This is a genomic window from Kitasatospora sp. NPDC043950 (assembly GCF_056435345.1).
On record NZ_JBWKER010000042.1, the window covers coordinates 35,759 to 61,502 of the forward strand.

The window sequence follows — 25,744 nt, forward strand, 5'->3', positions numbered from 1 at the left end:
TGTGGCGGGCGGGCCTGCGATGGGCGGGGCCTGCGATGGGCGGGGCCTGCGACGGGCGTGGGTCTGTGAAGGGTGGGCCTGGTGGTGGTGCCGGGCCCCGTGGGCCATCCGGCTGCACACCGCTCGCGGCGGGCAGTACCCTTGATCGTCCGGCCGTCCCCGGGCCGGTGGCGTTCCATCAGCCGCGCAGGGGCGGAGCGTAGAGCAGCAAACCAGGTGAGGTGGCGCATGGTGTTCCCCGCCGGCGGCCGCGGCCCGGGGCCCGACGGCCCCGACCGGGGCGGCGCCCGCAGCGAGGCGCCCACGGTCGTCATGCGCCCCACCCTGTCCGGCCGTCCCCTGGTGCCCGCCCAGGGCGGCCCGGTCGAGGTCCCCGCCCTCGCCTGGTCCGCCGCCGAATGGGAGGACGCCTACCAGCGGGTCCGCCTGTCCGGCCGCGCCTACGTCTGGCTCAACCTCGTCGAGCAGCGGCTGCGCTCCCTCGTCGACGAGGTGCTGCACCCCATCTACGCCCCCGCCCACGGCGAGGACTGGGTCACCGCCGCCGCCGGCCCCGCCGGCGAGGAGTGGGCGCACCGGGCCGGCGCCGTCCGCGAGGTCAGCCGCCGCAAGGGCTACCTGCTCGACCCGGCGGACGACGACCCGCTGGTCTTCCTCACCCTGCCCCAGCTGCGCGAGCTGATGGTCCAGCACTGGCCCTGCTTCGAGCCCTACCTGTCCGACCGGCGCGAGATCGAACTCGCCCTGGACGAACTGGAGGTGGCCCGGCACGTGGTCTCCCGCAACCGGGTGCTCACCCAGACCGTCCTCGCCCAGACCGAACGCGCCGCCGCCCGCCTGCTCGCCGTCCTCGACGGCGGCGCCGGCGGCGTGCCCGCCGACGTCGTCGAGTCGCTGGTGGCCGGCCGGTACGCGGACGTCGTCGCCGTGCACGCCGACCGCGTCCGCCTCCAGCGCGACCTGCCCGTCGAGGACCTGCTGGACGGCGCCCGGCGTCTGGACGCGCTCGGCATCGGCCTCGGCATGCTCTGCCAGAACTACACCGGCAAGCGGCTGGTGCGCCTGGCCGGCGACGGCTGCCGGGTCCGTCTGCTCTTCCTCAACCCGGCGAGCAGCGCCGTCCGCCGCCGTGAACGCGAACTCGGCCTCGGACGCGGCGAGTTGTCGCGCTCCATCGAGATGAACATCATGCACGTGCGCCGGGTGCGGGCCCGGCTGCGCGACCAGGGCGGCTTCGAGATCCGGGTCTTCGACGAGACCCCGCGCTTCACCGCCTACCTCGTCGAGGGCCCCCGCCCGACCGGCCAGGTCGGCGGCCGCCGCCAGAGCCGCGACCTCGGCGTCATCCAGCCCTACCTGCGCCGCGCCCGGGGCATGGAGTCCCCGGCCCTGGTGCTGCGCGGCGGCGCCGGCCAGCAGCCCGGCGGCAGCGAACAGGGCCTGCTGGAGGTCTACCGCGAGGAGTTCGAGGGCGCCTGGGGCGACTCCCGGCCGGTGTCCTGAACCCTCCCCCCACCTCTGACGGACCATCGGATCCCTCTCTCCACCCCCGGGTGGAGACCCGGAACTCCATCCGTGCGGCGGCGACACCCCCGGGCCGCGCCGCACAAGCTGGAGGCGGGGTCGCGGCCGCACGAGCGACGCGACGACGTCGAGGGGAGTGCGCCGTGGTGTACGGAACAAAGCGCGGGACAGGACGGGGGGCAGCGCGCGGAAGGCTGCGCGAAGGGCCCGGGGCGGGGCTTGGGACGGGGCCTGGCGGAAGGCTGCCGGGGAATGCCCGCCGAACCGCCCGCCGGCGCTGGCCGTTCGCGCTGGCCGGCGTGGCGGCAGCCCTGCTGGGCCTGCTGCCGGCCGTCCCCGCCGAGGCCCGGGAGGCGGGCGGCTGCCGTACGGCGACCTCCGCCGGCCGCCTGCAAGGGGTGGCCCAGGACGGCCGGTGCGCCTACCTGGGCGTCCCGTACGCGGCGCCGCCCACCGGCGAGCGCCGGTTCCGCCCGCCGCAGCCCGCCGCGCCCTGGCCCGGAACACTGCGCGCCACCCAGGCCCGCCCCGGCTGCCCGCAGGACCTGAGCGCGGGCGGCGGCGGCACCGAGGACTGCCTGTACCTCAACGTGTGGTCGGCGCACCACGGCGGCGCCCGCAAACCCGTCATGGTCTTCCTGCACGGCGGCGCGGACGAACTCGGCGCCGCCGCCCAGCCCGTCTTCGACGGCGGCCTGCTGGCCGAGCGCGGCGACGCCGTCGTGGTGAACCTGGACTACCGGCTCGGCATCCTGGGCTGGACGGAACTCGGCGCGCTCGACCCGTCCTACGCCGGCTCGGGCAACAACGGGCTGCGCGACGAGAGCGCCGCGCTGACCTGGGTGCGCCGGCACATCGGCGCCTTCGGCGGCGACCCGGGCAACGTCACCGTCTTCGGCCAGTCGGCCGGCGCGATCTCGATCAGCGCCCTGCTGGCCGGCGACCACCCCGAGCGCCTCTTCCGGCGCGCCATCGTCGAGAGCGGCCCCGGCTACCTGGTGCACACCGCGGCCGCCGCGCGGGCCACCGCCGGAAAGGTCTTCGCCACCGGCGGCATCCACACCGTCGCGGACCTCGACCGGCTGAGCACCCAACAGGTCCTCGAACTCCAGGAACAGGTCCAGCACGGGCTCTCCGGACTGTCCTCCGCGGTCTTCTTCGGCCCCTCCATCGACGGGGCGCTGGTGCCCGGCCCGGTCGTCGAACGGATCGCCGCCGGCAGCGCCCGCGACGTCGACGTGATGACCGGCACCACCGAGAACGAGACCGACTACTGGGCGCTGTTCGACCCCACGCTGCCGGACCTCCCGCTGAGCGCCTACCGCAACCTGCCCCCCGTGCTCGCCGACCGCAAACAGCAGATGTACGACCGGTACGCCGCCGACCGCCCCGGGGCCACCGAGGGCCGGGTGGTGAACGCGATGCTCACCGACCAGACCGAGCGGATCCCCACCCTGCGCCTGGCCGAGGCCCAGTCCCGCTGGCGGCCCACCCACGTCTACCAGTTCGACTGGCACGTGCCCTACGTCCCCGGCCTGCCCGCCGCCCAGAACCTGGGCGCCATGCACACCCTGGAACTGCCCTTCGTCTTCGGCGGCCTGGACCTCGGCGCGATCCCGCGCGGCGCGCAGACCGTCGCCGCCCAGCGGCCCGAACTCACCCGGCTGTCCGAGCGGATGGCCGACGCCTGGGCCTCCTTCGCCCGCGAGGGCGACCCGGGCTGGCCGTCCTACACCGCCGACGCGCGGGCCACCCGGATCTGGGACCTGAACCCCAGCGTCCAGTACGCCCCGCACGACGACGAACGCGCCCTCTGGGACGACTACTCCTTCCCCGCCCTGGACCTCGGCACCCGCTGAGGCCTTCCCGCCTTCCCGCCTTCCCGCCTTCCCACCGGAGCAGGGGGCCGGGCCACCGCCCGGCCCCCTCGGCACGCCCCGCCCCGGCGTCCGGCCCCTGAAACCCGCTGGCCAGGCCGGTGCGGCCGCTGCCACACTGCGGGCCGTGAACAGCCTCCCCGCCTGGACCCTGCGCCCCGCCACCGCCGCCGACGTCGAACCCGTCGCCGAACTCAAGGCCGTCGTCCTGCGCGCCGACCTCGAACGCCTCGGCCGCTACGACGACGACCGGGTCCGCCGGCGCCTGCGGGCGGGCTTCTCCAGCCGCCACAGCTCCGTCATCCTCGTCGACGGCGCCTTCGCCGGCTCCGTCACCGTCCGCCCCGCCGAGCAGGGCGGCCGCTGGATCGAGCACTTCTACCTCGCCCCCGCCCACCAGGGCCGCGGCCTCGGCACCGCCGTCCTGCGCCACCTCCTCGCCCAGGCCGACGCCGCCGGCGAGCCCGTGCGCCTCGACGTCCTCCAGGGCAGCCCCGCCCGCAGCCTCTACGAACGCCACGGCTTCGTCCTCGACCACGAGGACCCGATCGACGTCTACCTGGTCCGCGAGCCCGCCGCCTGAACCGGGGCCGGCCCGTTGGTCGGGGCGTGGCGCCCGGTGACGCTCGCCCGGGTGACGCGAGTAGGCCGGACGGATGGTGACCGGCGGTCGGGCGCGGCGCTCACCCGAGCACCGGGCCCGACCGCTTGTTAGCGTCCCGTCCATGATCGACAGCCCGCACTCCACCGGCTCCGAACACCCCCGCGCCACCCGCCGCGGCCTGCTGCGCACCGCCCTCGGCGCCACCACCGCCGGAGCCCTCACCCTCACCGGCGCCCGCCCCGCCCAGGCCGCGCCCCGCACCGCCACCCGGCGCATCGACTTCCACGGCCTCCACCAGGCCGGCATCACCAACCCGCCCCCCGGCTACGGCACCTTCCTCGCCCTCGACGTCAAGGCCCGCGACCGCAAGGCCCTCGAAACCCTCCTGCGCACCCTCACCGACCGCATCCGCTTCCTCACCGCCGGCGGCACCCCGCCCGACCTCGGCCCCGCCGCCGCCCCCTCCGACAGCGGCACCCTCGGCCCCGACCTGCCCGCCGACGACCTCACCGTCACCGTCGCCGTCGGCGCCTCCCTCTTCGACACCCGCTACGGCCTCACCCGCCACCGCCCCCGCCGGCTCACCGCCATGCGGGCCTTCCCCGTCGACGCGCTGCGCCCCGCCGAATGCCACGGCGACCTCTCGCTCCAGATCTGCGCCGAGAACCGCGACACCGTCCAGCACACCATCCGCGACCTGCTGCGCAGCACCAACGGCCTGATCCGCCCGCGCTGGCAGCTCGACGGCTTCCAGAACCGCTCCCGCCCCACCGGCGCCGCCCGCAACCTGCTCGGCTTCAAGGACGGCATCGAGAACCCCGACACCACGAACGCCCGCGAGCTGGACGCCCTCGTCTGGGTCGGCGAGGGCGGCGACGAACCGCGCTGGGCCGCCGGCGGCAGCTACCAGGTCATCCGCGCCATCCGCACCCTCGTCGCCGGCTGGGACGAGGTGCCGCTCAAGCAGCAGGAACGCCTGATCGGCCGACGCAAGAACGACGGCGCCCCGCTCGGGGCGGCCGGCGAGACCGACACCCCCGACTACCGCAACGACCCCGACGGCGCCGTCATCCCCCTCGACTCCCACATCCGCCTCGCCAACCCCCGCACCGACGGCACCCGCGACAGCCGCATCCTGCGCCGCGCCTTCAACTACGACCGCGGCCTCGATTCCGACGGCGAACCCGACCTCGGCCTCGCCTTCTGCTGCTACCAGCAGGACGTGGCCCGCCAGTTCGAAGCCGTCCAGACCCGCCTCAACACCGAACCCCTCGCCCGCCACCTCCGCCCCACCGGCGGCGGCTACTTCTACGTCCTCCCCGGCGCCCACGACACCACCGACTGGCTCGGCCGCACCCTCCTCACCGCCACCTGACGCCCCGGTTCGCGCGCCCGTCGCCCAACCGGGGCGCGGGCGCCCGCCGTTGGGGCGACCTGCCGAAACCGAGGGGGCCGTCCGCCGCCGTACCGGCCCGCACCCCGACCGCCCCGGCGGCCGGGATGTCGGTGGGGCGGGTGATGATGGGGGCTGTTTCGAGAGGCAGGACGGAAGGACACCCCCTTATGAGCTGGTGGCAGCAGCCACTGGTCGGCTTCGACCTGGAGACCACGGGCACCGACCCGGCCGTGGACCGCATCGTCACGGCCGCGCTCGTGGACACCGTCGGGGCCCGCCGGGTGGGGGCCGCGCACTGGCTGCTCGACCCCGGGGTCCCGATCCCGGCCGAGGCGGAGGCGATCCACGGCATCGGCGACGACCTGGCCCGCGGCAAGGGCCGGCCGGCCAAGGAGGCGGTGGAGGAGATAGCCGGCGCGCTCTGCGAGCGGCTCGCCGCAGGGCGCCCGGTGGTCGCGTTCAACGCGCCGTTCGACCTGTCGCTGCTCGACGCCGAGCTGCGCCGGTACGGGCTGGTGCCGCTCGCCGAGCGCCTCGGCGCCCCGGTCGGGCCGGTGCTGGACGCGCTGGTCGTCGACCGGGCGGTGGACAAGTACCGCAAGGGCTCGCGCACCCTGCAGCGGGTCTGCGAGGTGTACGGCGTCGAGCTGACGGACGCGCACGAGGCGGGCAGCGACGCGCTGGCGGCCGTCCGGGTCGCCGTCGCCCTCGCCGAGCGCTACCGGGCCGAGGTCGGCGACGTCGCGCCGGCCGAGCTGCACGAGCGCCAGATCGGCTGGTACCGGGAGTGGGCCGAGGGCTTGCAGGCGTGGCTGCGCCGCGGCAAGGACCCGCAGGCCGTGGTCGACCCGCGGTGGCCGATGAGGTGACCGCCCCCGGTGAGGCCGGCGGGCCGGGCGGGGCCTAGCCGGCCGGCCAGTCGAAGGTGTAGCCCTGGGCGACCAGCCAGGGCAGCAGCTGCTTGAGCGCGGCCACGGTCTGGGTGCGGTCGCCGCCGCCGTCGTGCATCAGGATCACGCCGCCGGGCTTGAGCTGCTTCTGCACGGTGGAGACGATGGCCGGCACGCCCGGGCGGGACCAGTCGCGCGGGTCGACGGACCAGCCGAGCGAGGACATGCCGAGGCTCGCGGTGATCTGCTCGTTGTCGGCGTTGAAGCCGCCGCCGGGGGCGCGGAACCAGCTGACCCGGGTGCCGGGGCCGCCGGCCTTGACGATCATGTCCCTGGCGGCGGAGATCTCGTAGGCGGCCTTGTCGTGGGGGAGCTTCGCGAACGGCTGCGGGTGGTGGACGCTGTGGTCGCAGAGCCGGTGGCCGGCCGCGAGGACGCGCTTGACCAGGGCCGGGTTGGCGGCGGCGTTCTGGCCGATCTCGCAGAAGGTGGCCTTGGCGTGGTACTGGGCGAGCAGGTCGAGGATCTGGCCGGTGGCGGGGCCGGGGCCGTCGTCGAAGGTGAGCGCCACGGTGTGGCCGCCGGAGGCGGTGGAGCCGATGACGGTGCCCGGCTTGACCGGGGCGGGCGGCGGCGCGGGGGTGCCCGAGGGCGTGGTCGCGACGGGCGTGGTGGTGACCGGGGTGCTCGGCGTGCCGCTGTGGGGCGCGGCGGTCGTCTCGGCCGGCGCCTTGGGCGTGCGCGGCTTCGGGACGGCCGGCGGGGCGGCGGAGGCGGGTGCGCTGTCGGAGCCGGGGGCGGGCGCGACGGTGGCGACGGGGCCGTCGGTCGGCCGGGAGTCGGTCGGCGCGATGGTGATCGGGGGCTGGGTGCTGACGCCGGCCGTCGGCTGGAGGGCTCCGCTGGCGGTGCCGCACGCGGCCAGGCCCAGGGTGGCGGCCGCCACGACGCAGCCTGCGACCAGCCGGCGGCGGGCCGTGAGGGCCGTACGGGTCGGAGGGGAGGGCCGGCGGGTGGCGGAGTGGGGCATGGCGGCGGCTCCTGTGGTGCAGAGGGGTGCAGAGGACGGGTGCCGATCCCTCGGTCAGGATGACTGTCCGATAGGACGCCGAGCGTACGTGCCCCGGTTGCGGAGCGGACCGGAGCGCCGTAGGAGTCTTCTCACACGCGCCCGGGTTGGCGCCCCCGCGGCCCGCCGGGTATCCCGGGGGCCGTGACGGGGGCGTCCCGGCACTTCAGAGGCCCGGCACTTCAGAGGCCCGGCACTTCAAGGCCCGGCACTTCAGGAGCCCGCCACTTCGGAAGCCCGACGCCCCGGGAGCCCGACGCCTCAGAACGGGTACCAGCGCACCTCGGTGGCACCCTCCCGCAGCGAGGCGACCCGGCGCCGGAACTCCGCCAGCGCGGCCGGATTGCCGGGCACCTGCTGGGCGACCCAGGAGGCGCTGGCGGTCTCCCGGGCCCCGCGCAGCACTGCGAAGCCGGGCCAGGCGCGCACGTCCCAGCCGTACGCCTCGACGAAGGCCCGGTACTCCTCGCCGGGCACGCCGTACCGGTCGTGGCTGAGCGCGAGGACCACCAGGTCGTGTTCGCGCAGGTCGTGCGAGACGTTCTCCAGGTCGAGCAGGACGGGCCCGTCCGGGCTGACGTGGACGTTGCGGGGCAGCGCGTCGCCGTGGATCACACCGGGGTGCAGGTGCGGGGCGAGGTCGGGCAGGGCGGCGGCGAAGCCGTCGCGGCGGTGGCGCAGGAAGGCGACGTCGGCCGGGTCGACGTGGCCCTCGGCGGAGGCCAGCCAGCGTTCGACGGGGGCCAGCAGGTCGCGGTGGGCGAGCGGGAAGGGCGGCAGCGGCAGCCGGTGCAGGGCGCGCAGCAGCGGGGCGAGGTCGGCGGGGCGGGCGGGGCGGACGGCGGGGGCGAGCCGGTGCCAGAAGGTGACGGGGTGCCCGTGGGCGAGCTGGGGCTCGGCTTCCACCGCGTCGTACGGGCGGACCACCGGGACGTCCTGGGCGGCGAGCCAGTGGGCGACGGCGAGTTCGTGCCGCGCCCGTTCGTACAGTTCGGGGCCGCGGCCGACCTTGGCGACGACGGCCGGGTCGCCGAGGTCGAAGACGGCGTTCTCGCCGAGCGCGAGCAGCCGGGCGTCGCCGGGGCCGGGCAGTCCGGCGGACTCGCAGGCGTGGGCGAGCAGCAGCCGGGCGCGGCCTTCGTCGAAGGGGATCATGGCGGTGCTCCGTTGGGGCGGCGTTCATCCGGAGGCCTCCGGACGGTGATCATCATGACGGACCGGGGTGGGGTTTTCCCTACCCTCCCACCCTGACATCTCCTCCCAGGGGGTAGGGGAGAGATCCACCCTGAGGGGGAGCTGTCTCCACCCGGAGCACGAGGTCAAGGGGCGTGCGCCCGGGAGAGACTGGGTCGGGGCCGCTTCGGAGCGGCCTGACGGGGGTTGGACCACGGGGGCTCCTTGCCGGGCGGCAAGCAAGTACTCGTAGGATGACGCCCAAATCCACTTACCTGCCGACCGGCTAGGGAGCGCCGCCGCGCGTCTCCCACCGGTCCAGCCGTCGCCCGGCGTCCCGTCCCCCAAGGGCTGCGGTGAACCATGCCCAGGAGGCATCGAGCATGTTCCACCGACTAGGACAATTCGTCGTACGCCGCGCGTGGTGGGTGATCATCGCGTGGGTGATCGGAATGATCGCCGTCCTCATGACCGCGCCGAAGGTCAGCTCGCAGACCGACGAAGCCGCGTTCCTCCCCAAGCACTACGAGTCCATCCAGGCCGCACAGGTGCAGGAGCGCGCCTTCCCGGCCGCCTTCACCCCGGGCGCGCTCGCACTCTTCGAGCGCAACGACGGCGCCGCGTTCACCGACGCGGACAAGGCCGCGATGGGCAAGCTCGTCCAGGACCTGACGGCCAAGAAGATCGACGGCGTCGAGAAGATCATCCCGCCGTCCGACCAGCTGGGCATATCCCCGGACCACAAGTACGCGATGGCCATGATCGCCGTCGACAAGTCGAAGCAGCAGGACCAGAACGGGACCGCGGACATCGCCAAGGCCCTCCGCGACGACGGCAAGGCACTGGCCTCCGGCACCGACCTGAAGTTCCAGCTCGGCGGCCCCGCCGCCCAGGCGCTCGACCAGAAGGAAGCCTCCGGCTCGGCCGAGGGCATCATCACCATGGCCACGGTGCTCCTGGTCATCGTGATCGTCGGCATCATCTTCCGCGGCATCCTGGCCGGCCTGCTGCCGGTCCTGGTCTCGCTGATGATCGCGCTGCCCGCCTCCATCGGCCTGATCAACTACGCGACCGACATCTTCAACCTCAAGAGCACACCCATCCTGATGGCGATCCTGATCGTCGTCGTGCTCGGCGTCGGCACCGACTACTTCCTGTTCCTCGCCTTCCGCTACCGCGAGCGGCTGCGGGCCGGCGACGACCGCAACGCCGCCGTGGCCAACGCGGTCGGCCGGGTCGGCGAGGCGATCGCCTCCGCCGCCGGCGCCGTCACCATCGCCTTCGCCGCGCTGATCCTCTCCAGCCTCGGCATGTTCCAGGCGCTCGGCCCCGCGCTGGCGATCGCGGTCGTGGTCACCGCCCTGGCCTCGCTCACCCTGGCCCCCGCGCTGCTCGCGGTCATCCCCGCCCGCGCCGTCTTCTGGCCCGGCAAGAAGTGGACGGACGAGCCGAGCACCGCGCGCTTCACCGCGCTCGGCCGGGTCGTCCAGAAGCGCCCGGCGCTGGCCGCCGTCGCCTCCGGCGGCGTACTGGTCGCCCTGTCCGTGGGCGCGCTCGGCTACAACGGCCTCTTCGACATGGCCGGCAGCTCCATGCCCAAGGACAAGGAGTCGATGGTCGTCCAGGACAAGATGGCCAAGGGCTTCTCCGCCGGCGCCGCCGACCCGAGCCAGGTCTACCTGAGCAGCACCGACGGCAAGAAGCTCGACCCGGCCTCCTTCCCGGCCTACGCCGACAAGCTGCAGGGCGTCGGCGGGGTGTCCAAGGTCTACCTGCCGAGCGCCGACGCCAAGAGCATCAGCGCCGACGGCGCCACCGCCCAGTTCACCGTCATGCTCAAGGACGCCCCGACCAGCAACGAGGCGATCGACGCGGTGACCGAGCTGCGCACCGTCGCCCACGCGCAGGCCCCGGCCGGCAGCGAGGCCAAGGTCGGCGGCCTCACCTCGGTGTTCAAGGACATCAACCTGGCGATGACCCACGACTACAAGCTGGTCTTCCCGATCGCCGGGCTGCTGATCCTGCTCATCCTGGCCCTCCAGCTGCGCAGCGTGGTCGCCCCCTGGTACCTGATGGCCTCGGTCGGCCTCGGCTTCAGCGCCACGCTGGGCGCCACCACGCTGATCTTCCAGAAGATCGGCAACGAGACCGGCCTGATGTTCATGATGCCGATCCTCATCTACCTCTTCGTGGTGGCGATCGGGACGGACTACAACATCCTGATCATCGCCCGTCTGCGCGAGGAGGCCCGCGCGGGCCGCAGCCCGCGCGAGGCGGCCCGCGAGGCGCTGCGCCACGCCGGCCCGACCGTCGCCGCGGCCGGCTTCATCCTGGCGGCCTCGTTCGGGACGTTCATGCTCGCCGGCAACACCTTCATGATGGAGTTCGGCTTCGCGATGGCCTTCGGCATCGTGCTGGCGGCCTTCGTGATGGCGATGTTCTTCACCCCGGCGCTCACCGCGCTGATCGGAAACCGGGCCTGGTGGCCCGGCCACGGCGCCGACCCCGAGCACGGCCACGGCGCAAGCCTCGGTGCCGGCCCGGCGCCGGCGGCGGACGCGTACGGCGTGCCGGAGCCGGCCGGACGGCGCTGATCGCCTCGTTCGGACACGGGCGACGCCCGACCGACGCGCCAAACAGGCGGCGTCCCGCTTCGGCGGGGCGCCGCTTGCCCCCTTTCCCTGGCCGTCAAACGTGATCTGTTGAGCACAAAAGTCCCCGGTCAATCGGGGTGTCGCCGTGCTACAGTCGACTCAGTTGCAGTTTTGGTTCCCATGAACGCATGTGTGCGCCTGCTGGTCCAACCAACAGGCGCATTTGTTTTGTCCGGTGTTTCAGTCTCCGGATGGGGATCGCGGCTACTCCGGGGTTCACGCGGTGTGAATCCCTGATGCCCCAGTTTTTTGAGGAGACGGTTATGGCTACCGGCACCGTGAAGTGGTTCAACAGCGAAAAGGGCTTCGGCTTCATCGAGCAGGCCGAGGGCGGCCCGGATGTGTTCGCGCACTACTCGAACATCCAGGCCAACGGCTTCCGTGAGCTCGTTGAGGGCCAGGCCGTCGAGTTCGACGTGACCCAGGGCCAGAAGGGCCCGCAGGCCGAGAACATCCGCGTCATCGGCTGACGTCAGCCTCCACGCTGACTCGCGATCTCGCGAAGCGGGGGCCCGTACCACACGGTGCGGGCCCCCGCGCATGCCGCCGTACGGCCGGGGCGGCGAGTTTCCTACCGACGGCCGACCAGCCCCCACCCGGGGCTGCCGACCGACGTACGGAGACTTCGTGACCACCCCTGCCCGCCCGCCGCGTGACCGCGCCGCCCGCACCACCGACCAGGCCCGCCGCGGCGAGAACCCGCGCCGCAGCGCCGGCGCCGGCCGCGGCGAGAACGCCGGTCGCACCGGCGCCGGCGACCGCGCCCGCCGCGGCGAGAACCCGCGCGCCACCGGCGACGCCGAGCGCGCCCGCAAGCCGCGCGGCCGCACCGGCGCCCCCAAGAACACCCGCGCCGCCGCCGTGCCCGAGGCCGCCGACTTCACCGTCGTCGAGGGCACCCCGGCCCGGCCCCCGGCGGACACCTTCGCCGAACTGGACCTGCCCAAGGGCATCCTCAGCACGCTCACCCGCGAAGGCGTCACCGCGCCGTTCCCGATCCAGGGCGCCACGCTGCCCGACTCGATCGCCGGCCGCGACGTGCTCGGCCGCGGCCGTACCGGCTCCGGCAAGACCCTCGCCTTCGGCCTGCCGCTGCTCGCCCGCACCGCCGGGCGCCGCGCCGTCGCCCGCTACCCGCTGGCGCTCGTCCTGGTGCCCACCCGCGAGCTCGCCCAGCAGGTCACCGACGCGCTCACCCCCTACGCGACCGCCGTCAACCTGCGGATCACCACCGTCGTCGGCGGCATGTCGATCAACCGCCAGGCCAACGCCGTCCGCCGTGGCACCGAGGTCCTGGTCGCCACCCCCGGCCGGCTCGACGACCTGATCGGCCGCGGTGACGTCAACCTGTCCGACGTCGCCATCACCGTCCTCGACGAGGCCGACCAGATGGCCGACATGGGCTTCCTCCCGCAGGTCAGCAAGCTGCTGGAGCAGGTCGCCGAGGGCGGGCAGCGGATGCTGTTCTCCGCGACCCTGGACCGCAACGTCGACCGCCTGGTCAAGCGCTTCCTCACCGACCCGGTCACCCACTCGGTCGACCCGTCGGCCGGCGCGGTCACCACCATGGACCACCACGTCCTCCAGCTGGACCAGGCCGACAAGGCGTCCACCACCGCGCACATCGCCTCCCGCGACGGGCGCGTGATCATGTTCGTGCACACCAAGCACGGCGCCGACCGCCTCACCAAGCAGCTGCTCGCCACCGGCGTCCGGGCCGCGGCCCTGCACGGCGGCAAGTCCCAGCCGCAGCGCAACCGGGTCCTCGACCAGTTCCGCGACGGCCACGTCACCGCGCTGATCGCCACCAACGTCGCCGCCCGAGGCATCCACATCGAAGGCCTCGACCTGGTCGTCAACGTCGACCCGCCGGTCGACCACAAGGACTACCTGCACCGCGGCGGACGCACCGCCCGGGCCGGCGAGTCCGGCACCGTCGTCACCCTCGTCCTGCCCGAGCAGCGCCGCGAGGTCAACCGGCTGATGACGGTCGCGGGCATCCGCCCCACCGTCACCAAGGTCCGCCCCGGCGACGCCGACCTCGCCAAGATCACCGGCGCCCGCACCCCCAGCGGCGTCGCGGTCGCCGTCGCCGTCCCCGCGCCCGCCGAGGCCCCCGCCGCCAAGGCCGACGCCAAGTCCGGCAACCCGCGCCGCCGCCCCGGCAAGCGCTCCGCGCTGCCCGCCGACGTCGACATGAACGGCAACCCGCGCCGCCCCCGCCCCAAGCAGCGCATGGGCGGCGCCGCCACCCAGGGCGACCGCCCCCAGGCGGCCGGCTTCATCGGCCGCTCCTCCGGCCGCGCCAAGCCCGGCAGCGGCGCCAAGTCCGGCTCCAACTACGGCACCGGCCGCCAGCGCCGCGCCATCGACTGATCCCCGGCGACCGCCCGACGGCCCGGCCCCCTCGCACCGAGGGGGCCGGGCCGTCTCGTCGTGGGCCCGGCTGTCCGACGGACACCATCACCCCGCGGCGGTCCGACCCGGGCGAACCTCCGTTGATGTTGGTCATGTGCAGTGCTATGTACATCACCACCATCGATCGACGGAGGTATCCGGATGTCCGTGACACAGACCGACATCGATGACGACGCGCTGGAACGAGCAATGACGCTCGCCGGAGTTCGGACCAAGAAGGACGCCGTCAACCTAGCACTGCGCTTCTACGCCGAGCGGCAGGAACGTGCTGCCCGGATCAGCCGGCATTTCGAGCGGGCTCGGCACTGGGGAGCCGTCGAGGACGCAGAGCGGATGCACCGAGCGGAGAAGGACGCCCGGTGATCTATCTCCTCGACACCTCCGGACTCGTCCGGTTGTTGGGCGAGCCCAAGCTCCTGGCCGTCTGGTACGACGCGATCGACGCGGGGTCGATCGCGTCGTGCTACCCGCAGCGCGCGGAGTTTCTGCACAACGCGCGCAGCGGCCGGGAGTACGACGAGATCACCGAGATGTTCGCCGACCTGTACCCGGACGTCTCGGTACCGAAGAACGCTGGGCGCTGGATCGACACGGTTCAGCGGCGCACGGCCCTCGCCGGGCAGCACCGTAGTGCCTCCGCGGTCGACCTCATGATCGCGGCGACGGCCGCGCACCACGGCCTCACGGTCCTCCACGACGATGCGGGCTACCGCACGGTGGCGCGGCACGCCGCCGACCTGAGCGAGCACAGCATCCTCGATCACGAGTGAGTCGGCCCCGTGGTCAGGCGGTGAGCGTCCGGGGCATCGTGGCGGCCGCACGCGCCTCGTCGTAGCGCTCCAGGAGGAGGGTGGCGAGTTCGGGGGCGGGGCCCAGGACGGCGGCGACGGCGTCCGCTCCGGCGGCGGCCTCGGCGATGCGGTCGGGCAGGAGGCCCGGGGCCAGCAGGTAGGGGGAGACGGCGGTGCGGGCGGCGCCCGCGGCGCGCAGGGCGGCCAGGGCGTCGGGCACGCGCGGGCCGGTGGCGGAGGCGTAGGCCACCTCGACGGCGGCCCAGCCGCGGCTGCGGCGCCACGCGGCGGCCACCGCGCGGGTGGCGGCGTCGGCGGCCGGGTCGGAGGAGCCGGCCGCCGCGAGCACCACGCCGGTGCGGGCCCGGACGGCGGCCGAGCGCACGTCCACCCCGGCCTCGGCGAGGCGGCGGTCCAGGGCGGCGAGCAGCAGCGGCGACGGGCCCAGGACGGCGGCGACGGGCAGGGCCGCGCCGGCCGTGCGCAGGGCGGCCGGGACGTCGTGCTTGGCGTGGTAGGCCCGGTTGAGCAGCAGCGGGACGGCCACCGCGTCGTCGAGCCGCCCGACGACCTGCGGGATGCGCGGCGCGCAGTGGTCCAGGTAGGCGGTGGCGACGTCCAGCCCGGGGCGCAGCGCCCGCACCTCCTGGACCAGTGCGGCCACGGTCGCGGCGTGCCGCGGGTCGCGGCTGCCGTGGGCGATCAGCAGGAGGGCGGGCATCGGCGTCGGCCTTACTTGACGGCGGCCAGCAGGCCGCGGTTGCGCAGCACCCGGCGCTCGACCGGGGTGAAGACGAGCAGTTCGATGGCGATGCCGACGAACAGGATCAGGATGATGCCGAGCAGCACCCCGGACATGTCGGAGAACTCGCGCTGGTCCTCCAGGAACCGGCCCAGGCCCCGGCCGAGGTCGGGGGAGGAGGCGACGAGTTCGGCGGCCATCAGGGAGCGCCAGGAGAACGCCCAGCCCTGCTTGAGGCCGGCCAGGTAGCCGGGCAGCGCGGCGGGGATCAGCACGTGCCGAGCGCCGGTGAGGCCGGTGGCGCCGATGGTGCGTCCGGCGCGCAGGAACAGCGGCGGCACCTGGTCGATGCCGGCGACCAGGCCGTTGGCGATGGAGGGGACGGCGCCGAGCAGGATCACCGCGTACATCATCTGGTCGTTGATGCCGAGCCAGATGACCGCGGCCGGCACCCAGGCGACCGAGGGCAGCGACTGCAGGCCCTGGAGGACCGGGCCGATGGCGGTGCGCACCGGCCGGACGCGGGCGACGACCAGCCCGATCGGGGTGCCGATGACGCCGGCGAGCAGGAAGCCGGACAGGCCGCGCCAGACGCTGGTCCAGATGATCGAGAACAGCGTGCCCTGGTACCAGAGCTCCTGGGCGGAGTGCCACACGTCGGTCGGGCTGGGCAGCTTGTAGGCGGAAGTGAGGTGCAGGCTGTAGGCGCCCTGCCACAGGGCGAGCACCACGAGGACGCCGATCAGCGGCGGCAGGGCCTTGGTCCGCAGCGCCTCGCCGAGCGAGCCGTGCTGGGCGGAGACGGCGTCGAGGGCGTCCAGGCCGGCGCCGACACCGGCGGTGTCCGTGGCGGCGGCCCTGTCGGTCCTGTCGGCCTTGTCGGTCTTCTCCAGGACCGGGGTGCTGTCAGTGCTGGCCATGGCGACGGATCTCCCCACGCAGTTCTTCGGTGATCTCGATGGACAGGTCGGCGACGCCGGTGGACTCGATGCGGCGCGGCTGCGGCAGGTCGATCCGCCACTCGCGGGCGACCCGGCCGGGGCGGGAGGAGAGCAGGACGACGCGCTGGGCCAGGCGCACGGCCTCGCGCACGTTGTGGGTGACGAACAGGACGGACAGCTGCCGCTCGGCCCAGATCCGGGTGATCTCGTCGTGCAGCACGTCGCGGGTGATGGCGTCGAGCGCGGCGAACGGCTCGTCCATCAGCAGCACCTGGCTGCCCTGGGCGAGCGCGCGGGCCATCGCGACGCGCTGGCGCATGCCGCCGGACAGCTCGTGCACGCGCTTGCCGTACGAGCCCTTGAGGCGGACGAGTTCGAGCAGGCGCTCGGCTTCGGCGCGGCGCTCGGGGCGGGGGACGCCGGCCAGCTTGAGGGCGAGTTCGATGTTGCGGCCGGCGGTGAGCCAGGGGAACAGCGCGTGCTCCTGGAACATCAGCGCGGGACGGCCGCCCGGCACCTCGATGGCGCCGGCGGTGGGCTGGTCGAGGCCGGCGACCAGGTTGAGCAGGGTGGACTTGCCGCAGCCCGAGGCGCCGAGCAGGGTGACGAACTCGCCGGGCGCGACGTCGAGGGTGATGTCGTCCAGGACGTGGGTCTGCGTGCCCGGGCGGCCGAAGGACTTGTGCACGTGCGAGATCCGGACGGCGGGCGCGGCGCCGCCGGCGTCGGCGCCGGCGGTGTCCGCCGAGGTGGTCAGTGCCGGTGTCATCCGGGCACCTCCTGCGTGAGTGGTCTGGCTGAGGGCTGGCGGAGCGGGGCCGGGGCCCGGCCCCGCCCGTCCCGGTGGGCATCGATCGCGGATCGACCGGGCGGGCGGGGGTCCGGACCGCGGAGTCGGGGGCGGACTCGGCGCGGCTCGGCGTTACTCGGCACCGCTCGGTGCCGTTTCGGAGCCGGTGGCGCTACTTGGCGCCGAGTCCGGCGTCCGCCACGGGGCCCTGGCCCTTGGCCGCGAGCACCTTGTCGAGCAGGGTGAGGTCGTAGATGCCGTTCAGGTTGGGCTTCTTGAGCAGCCCGGCGGTGACGGCGTGGTCGGCCTCGGCCTGGAGGGTGTTCGCCAGCGGGTCGTCGAGGAAGTCGATGTCGGCCCAGGCCGGGTCGAGGATGGCCGGCTCCAGCGCGTTGCCGGCCTCCTTCTTGATCGCGTCGTTGGCGTCGGCCTTGGCCTTGTCCGGGTTGGCCTTGATGAAGGCGTTGGTGTTCACCGAGCCGCGCAGCACGGCCTCCACCACGTCCGGGTGCTCCTTGAGGAACTTCTGCGAGACGATGATGTTGGTGATCACGAACTTCTTGTCCGGCCAGACGTCCTTCTCGTTGAGCAGGACCTTCGCGCCGAGGGTGACCAGCTTGGAGGCGGTGGGCTCGGGCACCCAGGCGCCGTCGATGGAGCCCTGCCGGTAGGCGTCGGGGGTGACCTTGTTGTCGGTGCGCACCACCGAGACGTCGCCGGCGCCGGACGCCGCGTCGACCTTGAAGCCCTTGCCGGCCAGGTAGTTGAGCAGCGCCACGTCCTGGGTGTTGCCCAGCTGCGGGGTGGCGATCTTCTTGCCCCTGAGGTCGTCCAGCGAGGAGATCTTGTCCGGGTTGACCACCAGCTTGACCCCGCCGGAGGCCGAGCCGCCGATGATCTTCAGGGACTGGCCGTCGGACTTGGTGTAGCCGTTGATCGCGGGGGAGGGGCCGATCCAGCCGATGTCGATGGAGCCGGCGTTGAGCGCCTCGATCTCGGACGGGCCCGCGTTGAAGACCTGGGTCTTGATCTGGGTGGCGCCCAACTCCTTCTGGAACAGCCCCTCCTGGAGGCCGACCAGGGCGGTGCCGTGGGTCAGGTTCGCGAAGTACCCGATCTTCACGGTGTCCGCGGACAGCTTCGCGCCGGAGGCGCCGGCCGAACTGGCGGCGGAGTCGGCGCCCGCCTTCTTGTCGTCCGCCTTGGAGCCGTAGCTGCACGCGGACAGCAGGGTCACGGCGGTCAGGCCGGCCACCGCGGCCACCGCGGAGCGTCTGATCCGGCCGGCGTCGGGGCGGGCACGGGTATGCGAGAGGGCCGGGTTCGGTGCCATGGTGAAGTCCTGTTCATCGACGGACCGTCAGGAGGCGGTCTCGGGGACGTGGCGGTCGCCCGTCGGGGCGGCCGGGGGTCGCAACTCAGCGCTGTCGGCCCGCACATCGGGTCAGGCCGCCCTGGCCGCTGCCGAGGACGCCGCTGCCGATGCGGCCGCCTTCCTTGTCCATGTCCGAGAACGCCTCGCTGGGCATCAGACCCAGTCCTCCTCAGCGGGTTCGGTGGCGCGTACGGTCGCGAAGGCCTCGCCCGCCATGCCGGCGGTGAGGGTGGTGCCGTCGGCCGGGTCGATCAGCAGGAACGAGCCGGTGCGGCGGTTGTCGGAGTAGGCGTCGAGTGCCAGCGGCTCGGCGGTGCGCAGCACCACGTGGCCGAGGTCGTTGACGTTCAACCCCTCGGCGCCGGAGCGCTGTTCGAGGGTGTCGCCCGCCTTGGTCGGCAGAGCGATGCGGTAGGTGATGTCCTTGACCAGCGCGCGCACGGTGCGGGTGGTGTGCTTGAGCAGGACCTTGTCGCCGGCGCGCAGCGGGCGCTCGTAGAGGTGGCTGACGGTGGCCTCGATGTCCCTGGTGGGCGCGGGGATCACGCCGGCCGCGATCAGGTCGCCGCGGGAGACGTCGAGGTCGTCGGCGAGCCGGACGGTGACCGACTGGGGTGCCCAGGCGAGGTCCGTCTCGCGGCCGAGCGCGTCGATCCCGGCGACGGTGGTGGTGTGGCCCGAGGGCAGTACCGTCACCGGGTCGCCGACCCGCAGCACGCCGGAGGCCAACTGCCCGGCGTAGCCGCGGTAGTCGGGGTGCTCCTCGCTCTGCGGGCGGATCACGTACTGGACCGGGAAGCGGGCCGGCTCGGCGCCCGGGTCGCTGCCGACCGGGACGGTCTCCAGGTGCTCCAGCAGGGTCGGGCCGCCGTACCAGTCCATGTGCGCGGACGGCTCGACGACGTTGTCCCCCGCGAGGGCGGAGATCGGCACGGCCACCACGTCGCCCACGCCGAGCGAGGCGGCGTAGGCGGTGAACTCCTCGGCGATGGCGGCGAAGACGGGCTCGGCGTAGTCGACCAGGTCCATCTTGTTGACGGCCAGCACCACGTGCGGCACCCGCAGCAGCGCGGCGACGGCGGCGTGCCGGCGGGTCTGCTCGACGACGCCGTTGCGGGCGTCGACCAGCACCACGGCCAGTTCGGCGGTGGAGGCGCCGGTCACCATGTTGCGGGTGTACTGCACGTGCCCGGGGGTGTCGGCGAGGATGAACCGCCGCCGGGGGGTGGCGAAGTAGCGGTAGGCCACGTCGATGGTGATGCCCTGCTCGCGCTCGGCGCGCAGGCCGTCGGTGAGCAGCGCGAGGTCGGGCGCTTCCTGGCCGCGGCCCAGCGAGACGCGTTCGACGGCCTCCAGCTGGTCGGCGAGCACGGACTTGGAGTCGTGCAGCAGGCGGCCGACCAGGGTGGACTTGCCGTCGTCGACGGATCCGGCGGTGGCGAAGCGCAGCAGCGACGTGGCGGTTGCTTCCTGGGTGGTGCTGGTCATCGTTAGAAGTACCCCTCGCGCTTGCGGTCTTCCATCGCGGCCTCGGACAGCTTGTCGTCGGCCCGCGTCGCGCCGCGCTCGGTGAGGCGGCTGGCGGCGATCTCGGCGATCACGGCCTGGATGTCGGTGGCGTCCGAGTCGACGGCGCCGGTGCAGGACATGTCGCCGACGGTGCGGTAGCGGATCAGCCGCCGCTGGACGGGCTCGTTCTCCTTGGGGCCGCCCCACTCACCGGCGGTCAGCCACATGCCGCCGCGGGCGAAGACGTCCCGCTCGTGGGCGTAGTAGATCTCCGGGAGGTCGATGCCCTCGCGCTCGATGTACTGCCAGACGTCCAGCTCGGTCCAGTTGGACAGCGGGAAGACGCGCACGTGCTCGCCGACGGCGTGCCGGCCGTTGTACAGCGACCACAGCTCGGGGCGCTGGCGGCGCGGGTCCCAGGCGCCGAACTCGTCGCGCAGGGAGAACACCCGCTCCTTGGCGCGGGCCTTCTCCTCGTCGCGGCGCCCGCCGCCGAACACCGCGTCGAAGCGGTTCGTCTCGATGGCGTCGAGCAGCGGGACGGTCTGCAGCGGGTTGCGGGTGCCGTCCGGGCGCTCGCGCAGCCGGCCGTCGTCGATGAAGTCCTGGACGTGGGCGACGTGCAGGCGCAGGCCGTGCTCGGCCACGACGCGGTCGCGGTAGGCGATCACCTCGGGGAAGTTGTGGCCGGTGTCGACGTGCAGCAGCGAGAACGGCACGGCGGCCGGGTGGAAGGCCTTGAGTGCCAGGTGCAGCATGACGATGGAGTCCTTGCCGCCCGAGAAGAGGATCACCGGGCGCTCGAACTCCCCCGCGACCTCGCGGAAGACGTGCACCGACTCGGCCTCCAGCACGTCCAGGTGGGACAGCGCGAAAGGGCCCCTGGCCGGCTGGTTCTGGGCGTCGGCGGTGCGGACCGGGCCGTCGGTCGCGGTGGTCATGCGAGACCCCTCTCGGTCAGGAAGGCGTGCAGCTCGGCGGCGGACTCGGCGACCGCGCGGCCCTGCGTCTGGATCCGCAGCTCCGGCTTCTCCGGCGCCTCGTACGGGTCGTCCACGCCGGTGAGGCCGGCCAGCTCCCCGGCGGCCTGCTTGGCGTACAGGCCCTTGACGTCGCGTTCGGCGCACAGCTCGACCGGGGTGGCGACGTGGACCTCCAGGAACTCGGTGCCGGCCGCCGCGTGCCGCTCGCGCACCGCGGCGCGCGAGTCGGCGAACGGGGCGATCACCGGGGCGAGCACCTTGACGCCGTGGGCGGCGAGCTTCTCGGCGACGAAGCCGATCCGGGTCACGTTGGTGTGCCGGTCCTCGCGGGTGAAGCCGAGGCCCTTGGAGAGGAACTCGCGGATCTCGTCGCCGTCCAGGACCTCGACCCGGTGGCCCTCGGCGCGCAGCCGTCCGGCCAGCGCGAAGGCGAGCGTGGTCTTGCCCGCGCTCGGCAGCCCGGTCAGCCACACGGTGGCGCCGCGCTCGCAGGGGGTGGCCGCGGGGGCCGCCTCCGCGGCTCCGTCGGCGGCCCGGGTGTGAGCTGTCACAGTCTCAAGTCCTTCGTCGGTAGTGGGGGGTGGGTCAGAGGTGGATGCCGCACTCGGTCTTGCCGGAGCCGGACCAGCGCCCGGCCCGGGCGTCCTCGCCCTCGGCGGGCTTGCGGGTGCAGGACAGCGGCGAGCAGCCGATCGAGGTGTAGCCCTCCCACAGCAGCGGGTTGAGCAGCACCCCGTGGGCGGTGACGTAGGCGTCCACGTCCTCCTGCGTCCACCGGGCGATCGGGGCGATCTTGACCTTGCGGCGCCGGGCGTCCCAGGACACCACCGGGGTGTCCGCCCGGCTCGGGGACTCGTCGCGGCGCAGCCCGGTCGCCCAGGCGTCGTAGCCGCCGAGGCCGCGGTTGAGCGGCTCGACCTTGCGCAGCGAGCAGCACAGGTCCGGGTCGCGGTCGTGCAGGTGCGGCCCGTGCTCGGCGTCCTGCTCGGCCACGGTGCGCAGCGGCCTGAGGGTGATGACGTTGACCGGCATGGTCGCGGCCACCGCGTCCCGGGTGCCGATGGTCTCCGGGAAGTGGTAGCCGGTGTCCAGGAACACCACGTCCACGCCGGGGAACACCGAGGAGGCGAGGTGGGCGACGACCGCGTCCTCCATCGAGGAGGTGACGCAGAAGCGGCGGCCGAAGGTGTCGGCGGCCCAGGCCAGGATCTCCTGGGGCGTCGCCTCCTCCAGCTCGCGGCCGGCCCGGACGGCTATCTCCTCGTGGTCAGTCGTCGCGCTGGTCACCGGACGAACCCCCGTCGTTCGCAGTCGAGTTGGCCGAAGTCGTGGCGGCCGAAGCCGAGTTGGCCGCGGTCGAGGCGGTCGAGGCGGTCGGGGACAGCAGGCCGAGGAACTTCAGCTGGAAGGCGCGGCGGCACCCGTGGCACTCCCAGGCGCCGTGCCCGGCCTCGGAGGGGCGCAGGTCCTCGTCCCCGCAGTACGGGCAGAAGAACGGCGCGGCACGCTCACTCACGACAGCTGCTCCTCGCCGGCCCGGGCCGCCCACTGGGCGAAGCGCTCGCCCTCGGTGCGGTCGGCCTGGTAGCGGGTCAGGACGCGCTCGACGTAGTCGGGCAGGTCGTCCTTGGTGACCTTGAGGCCGCGGACCTTGCGGCCGAACCCGGCCTCCAGGCCGAGCGCGCCGCCCAGGTGCACCTGGTAGCCCTCGACCTGCTCGCCGTTGCCGTCCGGGACGAGCTGGCCCTTGAGGCCGATGTCGGCGACCTGGATGCGGGCGCAGGCGTTCGGGCAGCCGTTGATGTTGATGGTCAGCGGTTCGGCGAAGTCCGGCAGGCGCTTCTCCAGCTCGTCGATGAGCGTGCGGCCGCGCTCCTTGGTCTCGACGATGGCGAGCTTGCAGTACTCGATGCCGGTGCACGCCATGGTGCCGCGGCGGAACGGCGACGGGGTGACCCGCAGGTCCAGCGCTTCCAGGCCGGCCACCACCGAGTCGACCTGGTCCTCGGCGATGTCGAGGACCAGCATCTTCTGTTCGGCGGTGGTGCGCAGCCGGTCGCTGCCGTGCGCGGCGGCGAGGTCGGCGATCTGGCCGAGCAGCCGGCCGTCGACCCGGCCGACGCGCGGCGCGAAGCCGATGTAGTACCGGCCGTCCTTCTGCCGGTGGACGCCGACGTGGTCGCGCCAGCGGCCGCTGGGCTCCTGCGGCGCGGGGCCGTCGACCAGCCGGTACGCGAGGTACTCGTCCTCCAGCACCTGGCGGAACTTCTCCACGCCCCAGTCGGCGACCAGGAACTTCAGCCGGGCGCGGTTGCGCAGCCGGCGGTAGCCGTAGTCGCGGAAGATGCCGATGACGCCGCCGTAGACGTCGGCCACCTCGTCCAGCGGGACCCAGGCGCCCAGGCGCACGCCCAGCTTGGGGTTGGTGGACAGCCCGCCGCCGACCCACAGGTCGAAGCCGGGGCCGTGCTCGGGGTGGACCACGCCGACGAAGGCGATGTCGTTGATCTCGTGCGCGACGTCCAGCAGCGGGGAACCGGAGACGGCGGACTTGAACTTGCGCGGCAGGTTGGAGAAGTCCTTGTTGCCGATGAAGCGCCGCTGGATCTCCTCGATGGCGGGGGTGCCGTCGATGATCTCGTCCTCGGCGATGCCGGCCACCGGGGAGCCGAGGATGACGCGCGGGGTGTCGCCGCAGGCCTCGGTGGTGGACAGGCCGACGGCCTCCAGCTTCTGCCAGATCGCCGGGACGTCCTCGATCCGGATCCAGTGGTACTGGACGTTCTGGCGGTCGGTCAGGTCGGCGGTGTTGCGGGCGTACTGCTCGGAGACCTCGGCGATCGCCTTCAGCTGGGCGACGGTCAGCCGGCCGCCGTCGACCCGCACGCGCAGCATGAAGTACTCGGCGTCGAGCTCGTGCGGCTCCAGGATCGCGGTCCTGCCGCCGTCGATGCCCTCCTTGCGCTGGGTGTACAGGCCCCACCAGCGCATCCGGCCGCGCAGGTCGGCGGGGTCGATCGAGTCGAAGCCCCGGTGGGCGTAGATCGTCTCAATACGTGTCCGTACGTTGAGACCGTCGTCGTCCTTCTTGAACTGCTCGTTGGCGTTCAGGGGGGTGAAGTGGCCCATGCCCCACTGGCCCTCGCCGCGGTGACGGGTCACCTTGCGAGGCGCGGCGGGGCGGCGCGCGGCGGCGCGGTCGGCCGTGGGCTCGGCGGTCTCGGGGGTGGTGGCCATGGTGAAGTCCTTCGGGGCAGATGGCTCTGACGCCGGGTGGGTCGCTGGGGGTGCGTGGCGGTGCGGTGCTGCTGTGACCTGCGGGTATTCCCAGGGCCGGGGAGAGCAGTGACCGTGGCCGGCCGGGCGCCCGCGCGTCCGCTCCAGCGGGGACTGCGAGGTGGGTGGCGCCGGGTGCGGTGGTGCGGCGGGGTGGGCTCAGATCGCCGGACAGATGGCGCTGGACACGCGAAGGAGATCGACGTGGAGTCGACCAACTAGGGTGGTTCCGGCGCTCGGCATGGCAAGAGATTGGCACGGCGCGGGACTCGCGGTCCACTAACATCCGGATGGCGGACGCTGAGGTTTCGACATGTGAGACTGCCGGGGATCCCCGCCGCTCCCCGCCCCGACGTCCGTCCACGCGCCCGTACCCCGGGGGAGATCAACCGCGCGGCCCCGGCCCGATACCGTTAGACCCGTGCAAGCAGCAGGCGAGACGAGCAGACCGAACCCCGAACGGCCCTCCCGGCGCCGGGGCAAGGGCTCCCGACGCGCGGCCAAACAGGCCGCCTGGCGCCGCACGGCGTGGGAGCTGGTCAAGGACACCACCAACACCTGCGTCGAGTACCGGGTCACCGGACTCGCCGCGGAGGCGGCCTTCTTCACCCTGCTGTCGATCCCACCGCTGCTCCTCGGCCTGGCCGGCACCCTCGGCTACCTCGACGAGTTCCTCGGCGCCGGCACCATCGACCGGCTCAAGCACGACATCGTCTCGGCCTCCGGGACGGTCCTGTCGGACTCGTCCGTCAAGGAGGTCGTGGTGCCGCTGCTGGACCAGGTCTTCGCCCACTCCCGGCCCGACCTCGTCTCGATCGGCTTCCTGCTGTCGCTGTGGTCCGGCTCCAGAGCGCTCTACATCTTCATCGACACCATCACCGTCATGTACGGGCTCGACGGCAAGCGAGGCATCGTCAAGACCCGGCTGATGTCCCTCGGCCTCTACTTCGGCGCCCTCGTCATCAGCTCCCTGGTGCTGCCGCTGCTGATGGCCGGACCCGGACTCATCGAGAACGCCGTGCCCGGCGTCGCCGGACTGGTCGGCGCCGCCTACTGGCCGGTCGCCATCGTGCTGCTGATCGTCTCCCTCACCACCCTCTACCACCTGGCCGTCCCCGTCTCCACCCCCTGGCGCGAGGACGTCCCCGGCGCCCTGGTCGCCCTCGTGGTGCTGGTCGTCTGCAGCGTCGCCCTGCGGATCTACCTGGTCAGCTCGGTCGAGGTCCCCTCGGTGTACGGCTCGCTGGCCGCGCCGGTGGCCGTACTGCTGTGGATCTTCGTGGTCGCCCTGGCCGTCCTCATCGGCGCCGCCATGAACGCCGCCATAGACCGCCGCTGGCCCACCCTGGAGACCGCCGACGCCCGCGCCGAGAACGAGCGCGCCCAGGAGGAGGCCGCCGCCGCCGTGGTCCGCGAGGTCGCCGCCCGGCGCGCCGCCGAACGGGCCCGGCGCGCCCGCGAACTCGGCCTCGCCGAAGGCGCCGAGGAGGAGTGGGGCGAGGAGGACGGCGACGACGTCGACGTCCCCTCCGAGTACCCGGAGCGCTGGGCCGACGTCCTGGCCGCCGACAACGTCCGCGGCCGCCTCACCGCCCGCGGCGGGCCCCACCACCGGCCCGGTCCGCCCCCGCCGGACAGCGACCGGCCGTCCGGGCCGCCGCCGGAGCGGCGGGCGCCCGACTACCCGCCCCGGCCGCCGTGGGAGCGGCAGTAGGGGCAGGGTTCCGGCACC

24 protein-coding genes are annotated in these 25,744 nt (G+C 73.6%); 11 read left to right on the forward strand and 13 right to left on the reverse strand.

All coding sequences use genetic code 11. From position 1 onward, the window contains the following. Nucleotides 1-228: 228 nt before the first annotated feature. The 5 genes from AC07BF_RS26240 (at nt 229) to AC07BF_RS26260 (ending at nt 6,270) form a co-directional block, all read left to right on the forward strand. Nucleotides 229-1,503, forward strand: coding sequence for an SAV2148 family HEPN domain-containing protein (locus AC07BF_RS26240; protein ID WP_371516519.1), 1,275 nt, complete (start codon nt 229-231; stop codon nt 1,501-1,503). A gap of 320 nt (nt 1,504-1,823) precedes the next feature. Beyond that, complete coding sequence (locus AC07BF_RS26245) at nt 1,824-3,383, forward strand: carboxylesterase/lipase family protein (protein WP_478316990.1); 1,560 nt, start codon at nt 1,824-1,826, stop codon at nt 3,381-3,383. 145 nt (nt 3,384-3,528) lie between these two features. After that, on the forward strand, nt 3,529-3,984 hold the full coding sequence (locus tag AC07BF_RS26250; protein WP_363584142.1) for a GNAT family N-acetyltransferase: 456 nt from the start codon (nt 3,529-3,531) through the stop codon (nt 3,982-3,984). Nucleotides 3,985-4,126: 142 nt separating this feature from the next. Further along, on the forward strand, nt 4,127-5,380 hold the full coding sequence (gene efeB, locus AC07BF_RS26255) for an iron uptake transporter deferrochelatase/peroxidase subunit (RefSeq protein WP_363584140.1): 1,254 nt from the start codon (nt 4,127-4,129) through the stop codon (nt 5,378-5,380). 188 nt (nt 5,381-5,568) lie between these two features. After that, the gene (locus AC07BF_RS26260) at nt 5,569-6,270 is read left to right on the forward strand and encodes an exonuclease domain-containing protein (protein WP_363584138.1); all 702 of its coding nucleotides are present in this window, start codon (nt 5,569-5,571) and stop codon (nt 6,268-6,270) included. Nucleotides 6,271-6,304: 34 nt separating this feature from the next. Here the strand turns inward: AC07BF_RS26260 and AC07BF_RS26265 are convergent, their stop codons facing one another. Next, entirely contained in the window at nt 6,305-7,321 is a 1,017-nt protein-coding gene (locus tag AC07BF_RS26265; protein WP_478333994.1) for a polysaccharide deacetylase family protein, read from the reverse strand. A 300-nt stretch (nt 7,322-7,621) separates the two neighbouring features. Continuing rightward, entirely contained in the window at nt 7,622-8,515 is an 894-nt protein-coding gene (locus AC07BF_RS26270; RefSeq protein WP_478333995.1) for a phosphotransferase enzyme family protein, read from the reverse strand. A gap of 470 nt (nt 8,516-8,985) precedes the next feature. Here AC07BF_RS26270 and AC07BF_RS26275 point away from each other — a divergent pair, with 470 nt between their 5' ends. The 5 genes from AC07BF_RS26275 to AC07BF_RS26295 all read left to right on the forward strand — a co-directional run bounded on the left by AC07BF_RS26275 (nt 8,986) and on the right by AC07BF_RS26295 (nt 14,375). Beyond that, nucleotides 8,986-11,127: an MMPL family transporter gene (locus AC07BF_RS26275; RefSeq protein ID WP_363584208.1), complete on the forward strand. Its 2,142-nt coding sequence runs from the start codon at nt 8,986-8,988 to the stop codon at nt 11,125-11,127. Nucleotides 11,128-11,450: 323 nt separating this feature from the next. Further along, complete coding sequence (locus AC07BF_RS26280) at nt 11,451-11,657, forward strand: cold-shock protein (protein WP_350881634.1); 207 nt, start codon at nt 11,451-11,453, stop codon at nt 11,655-11,657. A 157-nt stretch (nt 11,658-11,814) separates the two neighbouring features. Next, complete coding sequence (locus AC07BF_RS26285) at nt 11,815-13,563, forward strand: DEAD/DEAH box helicase (protein WP_400810796.1); 1,749 nt, start codon at nt 11,815-11,817, stop codon at nt 13,561-13,563. A 183-nt stretch (nt 13,564-13,746) separates the two neighbouring features. After that, complete coding sequence (locus tag AC07BF_RS26290) at nt 13,747-13,968, forward strand: type II toxin-antitoxin system VapB family antitoxin (protein WP_363584132.1); 222 nt, start codon at nt 13,747-13,749, stop codon at nt 13,966-13,968. Beyond that, the gene (locus AC07BF_RS26295) at nt 13,965-14,375 is read left to right on the forward strand and encodes a PIN domain-containing protein (RefSeq protein ID WP_363584130.1); all 411 of its coding nucleotides are present in this window, start codon (nt 13,965-13,967) and stop codon (nt 14,373-14,375) included. The genes AC07BF_RS26290 and AC07BF_RS26295 overlap by 4 nt, the downstream gene beginning before the upstream one ends. 13 nt (nt 14,376-14,388) lie before the next feature. Here the strand turns inward: AC07BF_RS26295 and AC07BF_RS26300 are convergent, their stop codons facing one another. From AC07BF_RS26300 to AC07BF_RS26350, 11 genes are all read right to left on the reverse strand, one after another. After that, the gene (locus AC07BF_RS26300) at nt 14,389-15,117 is read right to left on the reverse strand and encodes a sirohydrochlorin chelatase (RefSeq protein ID WP_478333996.1); all 729 of its coding nucleotides are present in this window, start codon (nt 15,115-15,117) and stop codon (nt 14,389-14,391) included. 11 nt (nt 15,118-15,128) lie between these two features. Continuing rightward, nucleotides 15,129-16,058 carry an ABC transporter permease gene (locus tag AC07BF_RS26305; RefSeq protein ID WP_478333997.1) on the reverse strand — a complete coding sequence of 310 codons (930 nt, stop codon included), beginning with the start codon at nt 16,056-16,058 and terminating at the stop codon, nt 15,129-15,131. Beyond that, complete coding sequence (locus AC07BF_RS26310) at nt 16,045-16,848, reverse strand: ABC transporter ATP-binding protein (RefSeq protein WP_363630256.1); 804 nt, start codon at nt 16,846-16,848, stop codon at nt 16,045-16,047. Before AC07BF_RS26310 ends, AC07BF_RS26305 begins: the two co-directional genes overlap by 14 nt. A 193-nt stretch (nt 16,849-17,041) precedes the next feature. Next, nucleotides 17,042-18,202, reverse strand: coding sequence for an aliphatic sulfonate ABC transporter substrate-binding protein (locus AC07BF_RS26315; RefSeq protein WP_363618995.1), 1,161 nt, complete (start codon nt 18,200-18,202; stop codon nt 17,042-17,044). Nucleotides 18,203-18,397: 195 nt separating this feature from the next. Further along, complete coding sequence (locus AC07BF_RS26320; RefSeq protein ID WP_363584120.1) at nt 18,398-19,732, reverse strand: sulfate adenylyltransferase subunit 1; 1,335 nt, start codon at nt 19,730-19,732, stop codon at nt 18,398-18,400. Between the two features lie 2 nt (nt 19,733-19,734). Further along, complete coding sequence (gene cysD, locus AC07BF_RS26325) at nt 19,735-20,694, reverse strand: sulfate adenylyltransferase subunit CysD (protein ID WP_478333998.1); 960 nt, start codon at nt 20,692-20,694, stop codon at nt 19,735-19,737. Continuing rightward, nucleotides 20,691-21,287, reverse strand: a complete 597-nt coding sequence (gene cysC, locus AC07BF_RS26330; protein WP_363618998.1) for an adenylyl-sulfate kinase — start codon at nt 21,285-21,287, stop codon at nt 20,691-20,693. Before cysC ends, cysD begins: the two co-directional genes overlap by 4 nt. A 34-nt stretch (nt 21,288-21,321) precedes the next feature. Continuing rightward, a complete protein-coding gene (locus AC07BF_RS26335) occupies nt 21,322-22,023 on the reverse strand; it encodes a phosphoadenylyl-sulfate reductase (protein WP_363630249.1) in 702 nt (233 codons plus the stop codon). Further along, a complete protein-coding gene (locus AC07BF_RS26340; RefSeq protein ID WP_400988534.1) occupies nt 22,004-22,252 on the reverse strand; it encodes a hypothetical protein in 249 nt (82 codons plus the stop codon). Before AC07BF_RS26340 ends, AC07BF_RS26335 begins: the two co-directional genes overlap by 20 nt. After that, complete coding sequence (locus tag AC07BF_RS26345; RefSeq protein ID WP_363584113.1) at nt 22,249-23,973, reverse strand: nitrite/sulfite reductase; 1,725 nt, start codon at nt 23,971-23,973, stop codon at nt 22,249-22,251. The genes AC07BF_RS26340 and AC07BF_RS26345 overlap by 4 nt, the downstream gene beginning before the upstream one ends. A gap of 198 nt (nt 23,974-24,171) precedes the next feature. Then, nucleotides 24,172-24,255 carry a putative leader peptide gene (locus AC07BF_RS26350; protein WP_347878562.1) on the reverse strand — a complete coding sequence of 28 codons (84 nt, stop codon included), beginning with the start codon at nt 24,253-24,255 and terminating at the stop codon, nt 24,172-24,174. Nucleotides 24,256-24,433: 178 nt separating this feature from the next. Between AC07BF_RS26350 and AC07BF_RS26355 the strand changes: the two genes are divergently transcribed. Then, on the forward strand, nt 24,434-25,726 hold the full coding sequence (locus AC07BF_RS26355) for a YihY/virulence factor BrkB family protein (RefSeq protein WP_363584111.1): 1,293 nt from the start codon (nt 24,434-24,436) through the stop codon (nt 25,724-25,726). The last annotated feature ends 18 nt before the right edge of the window (nt 25,727-25,744 follow it).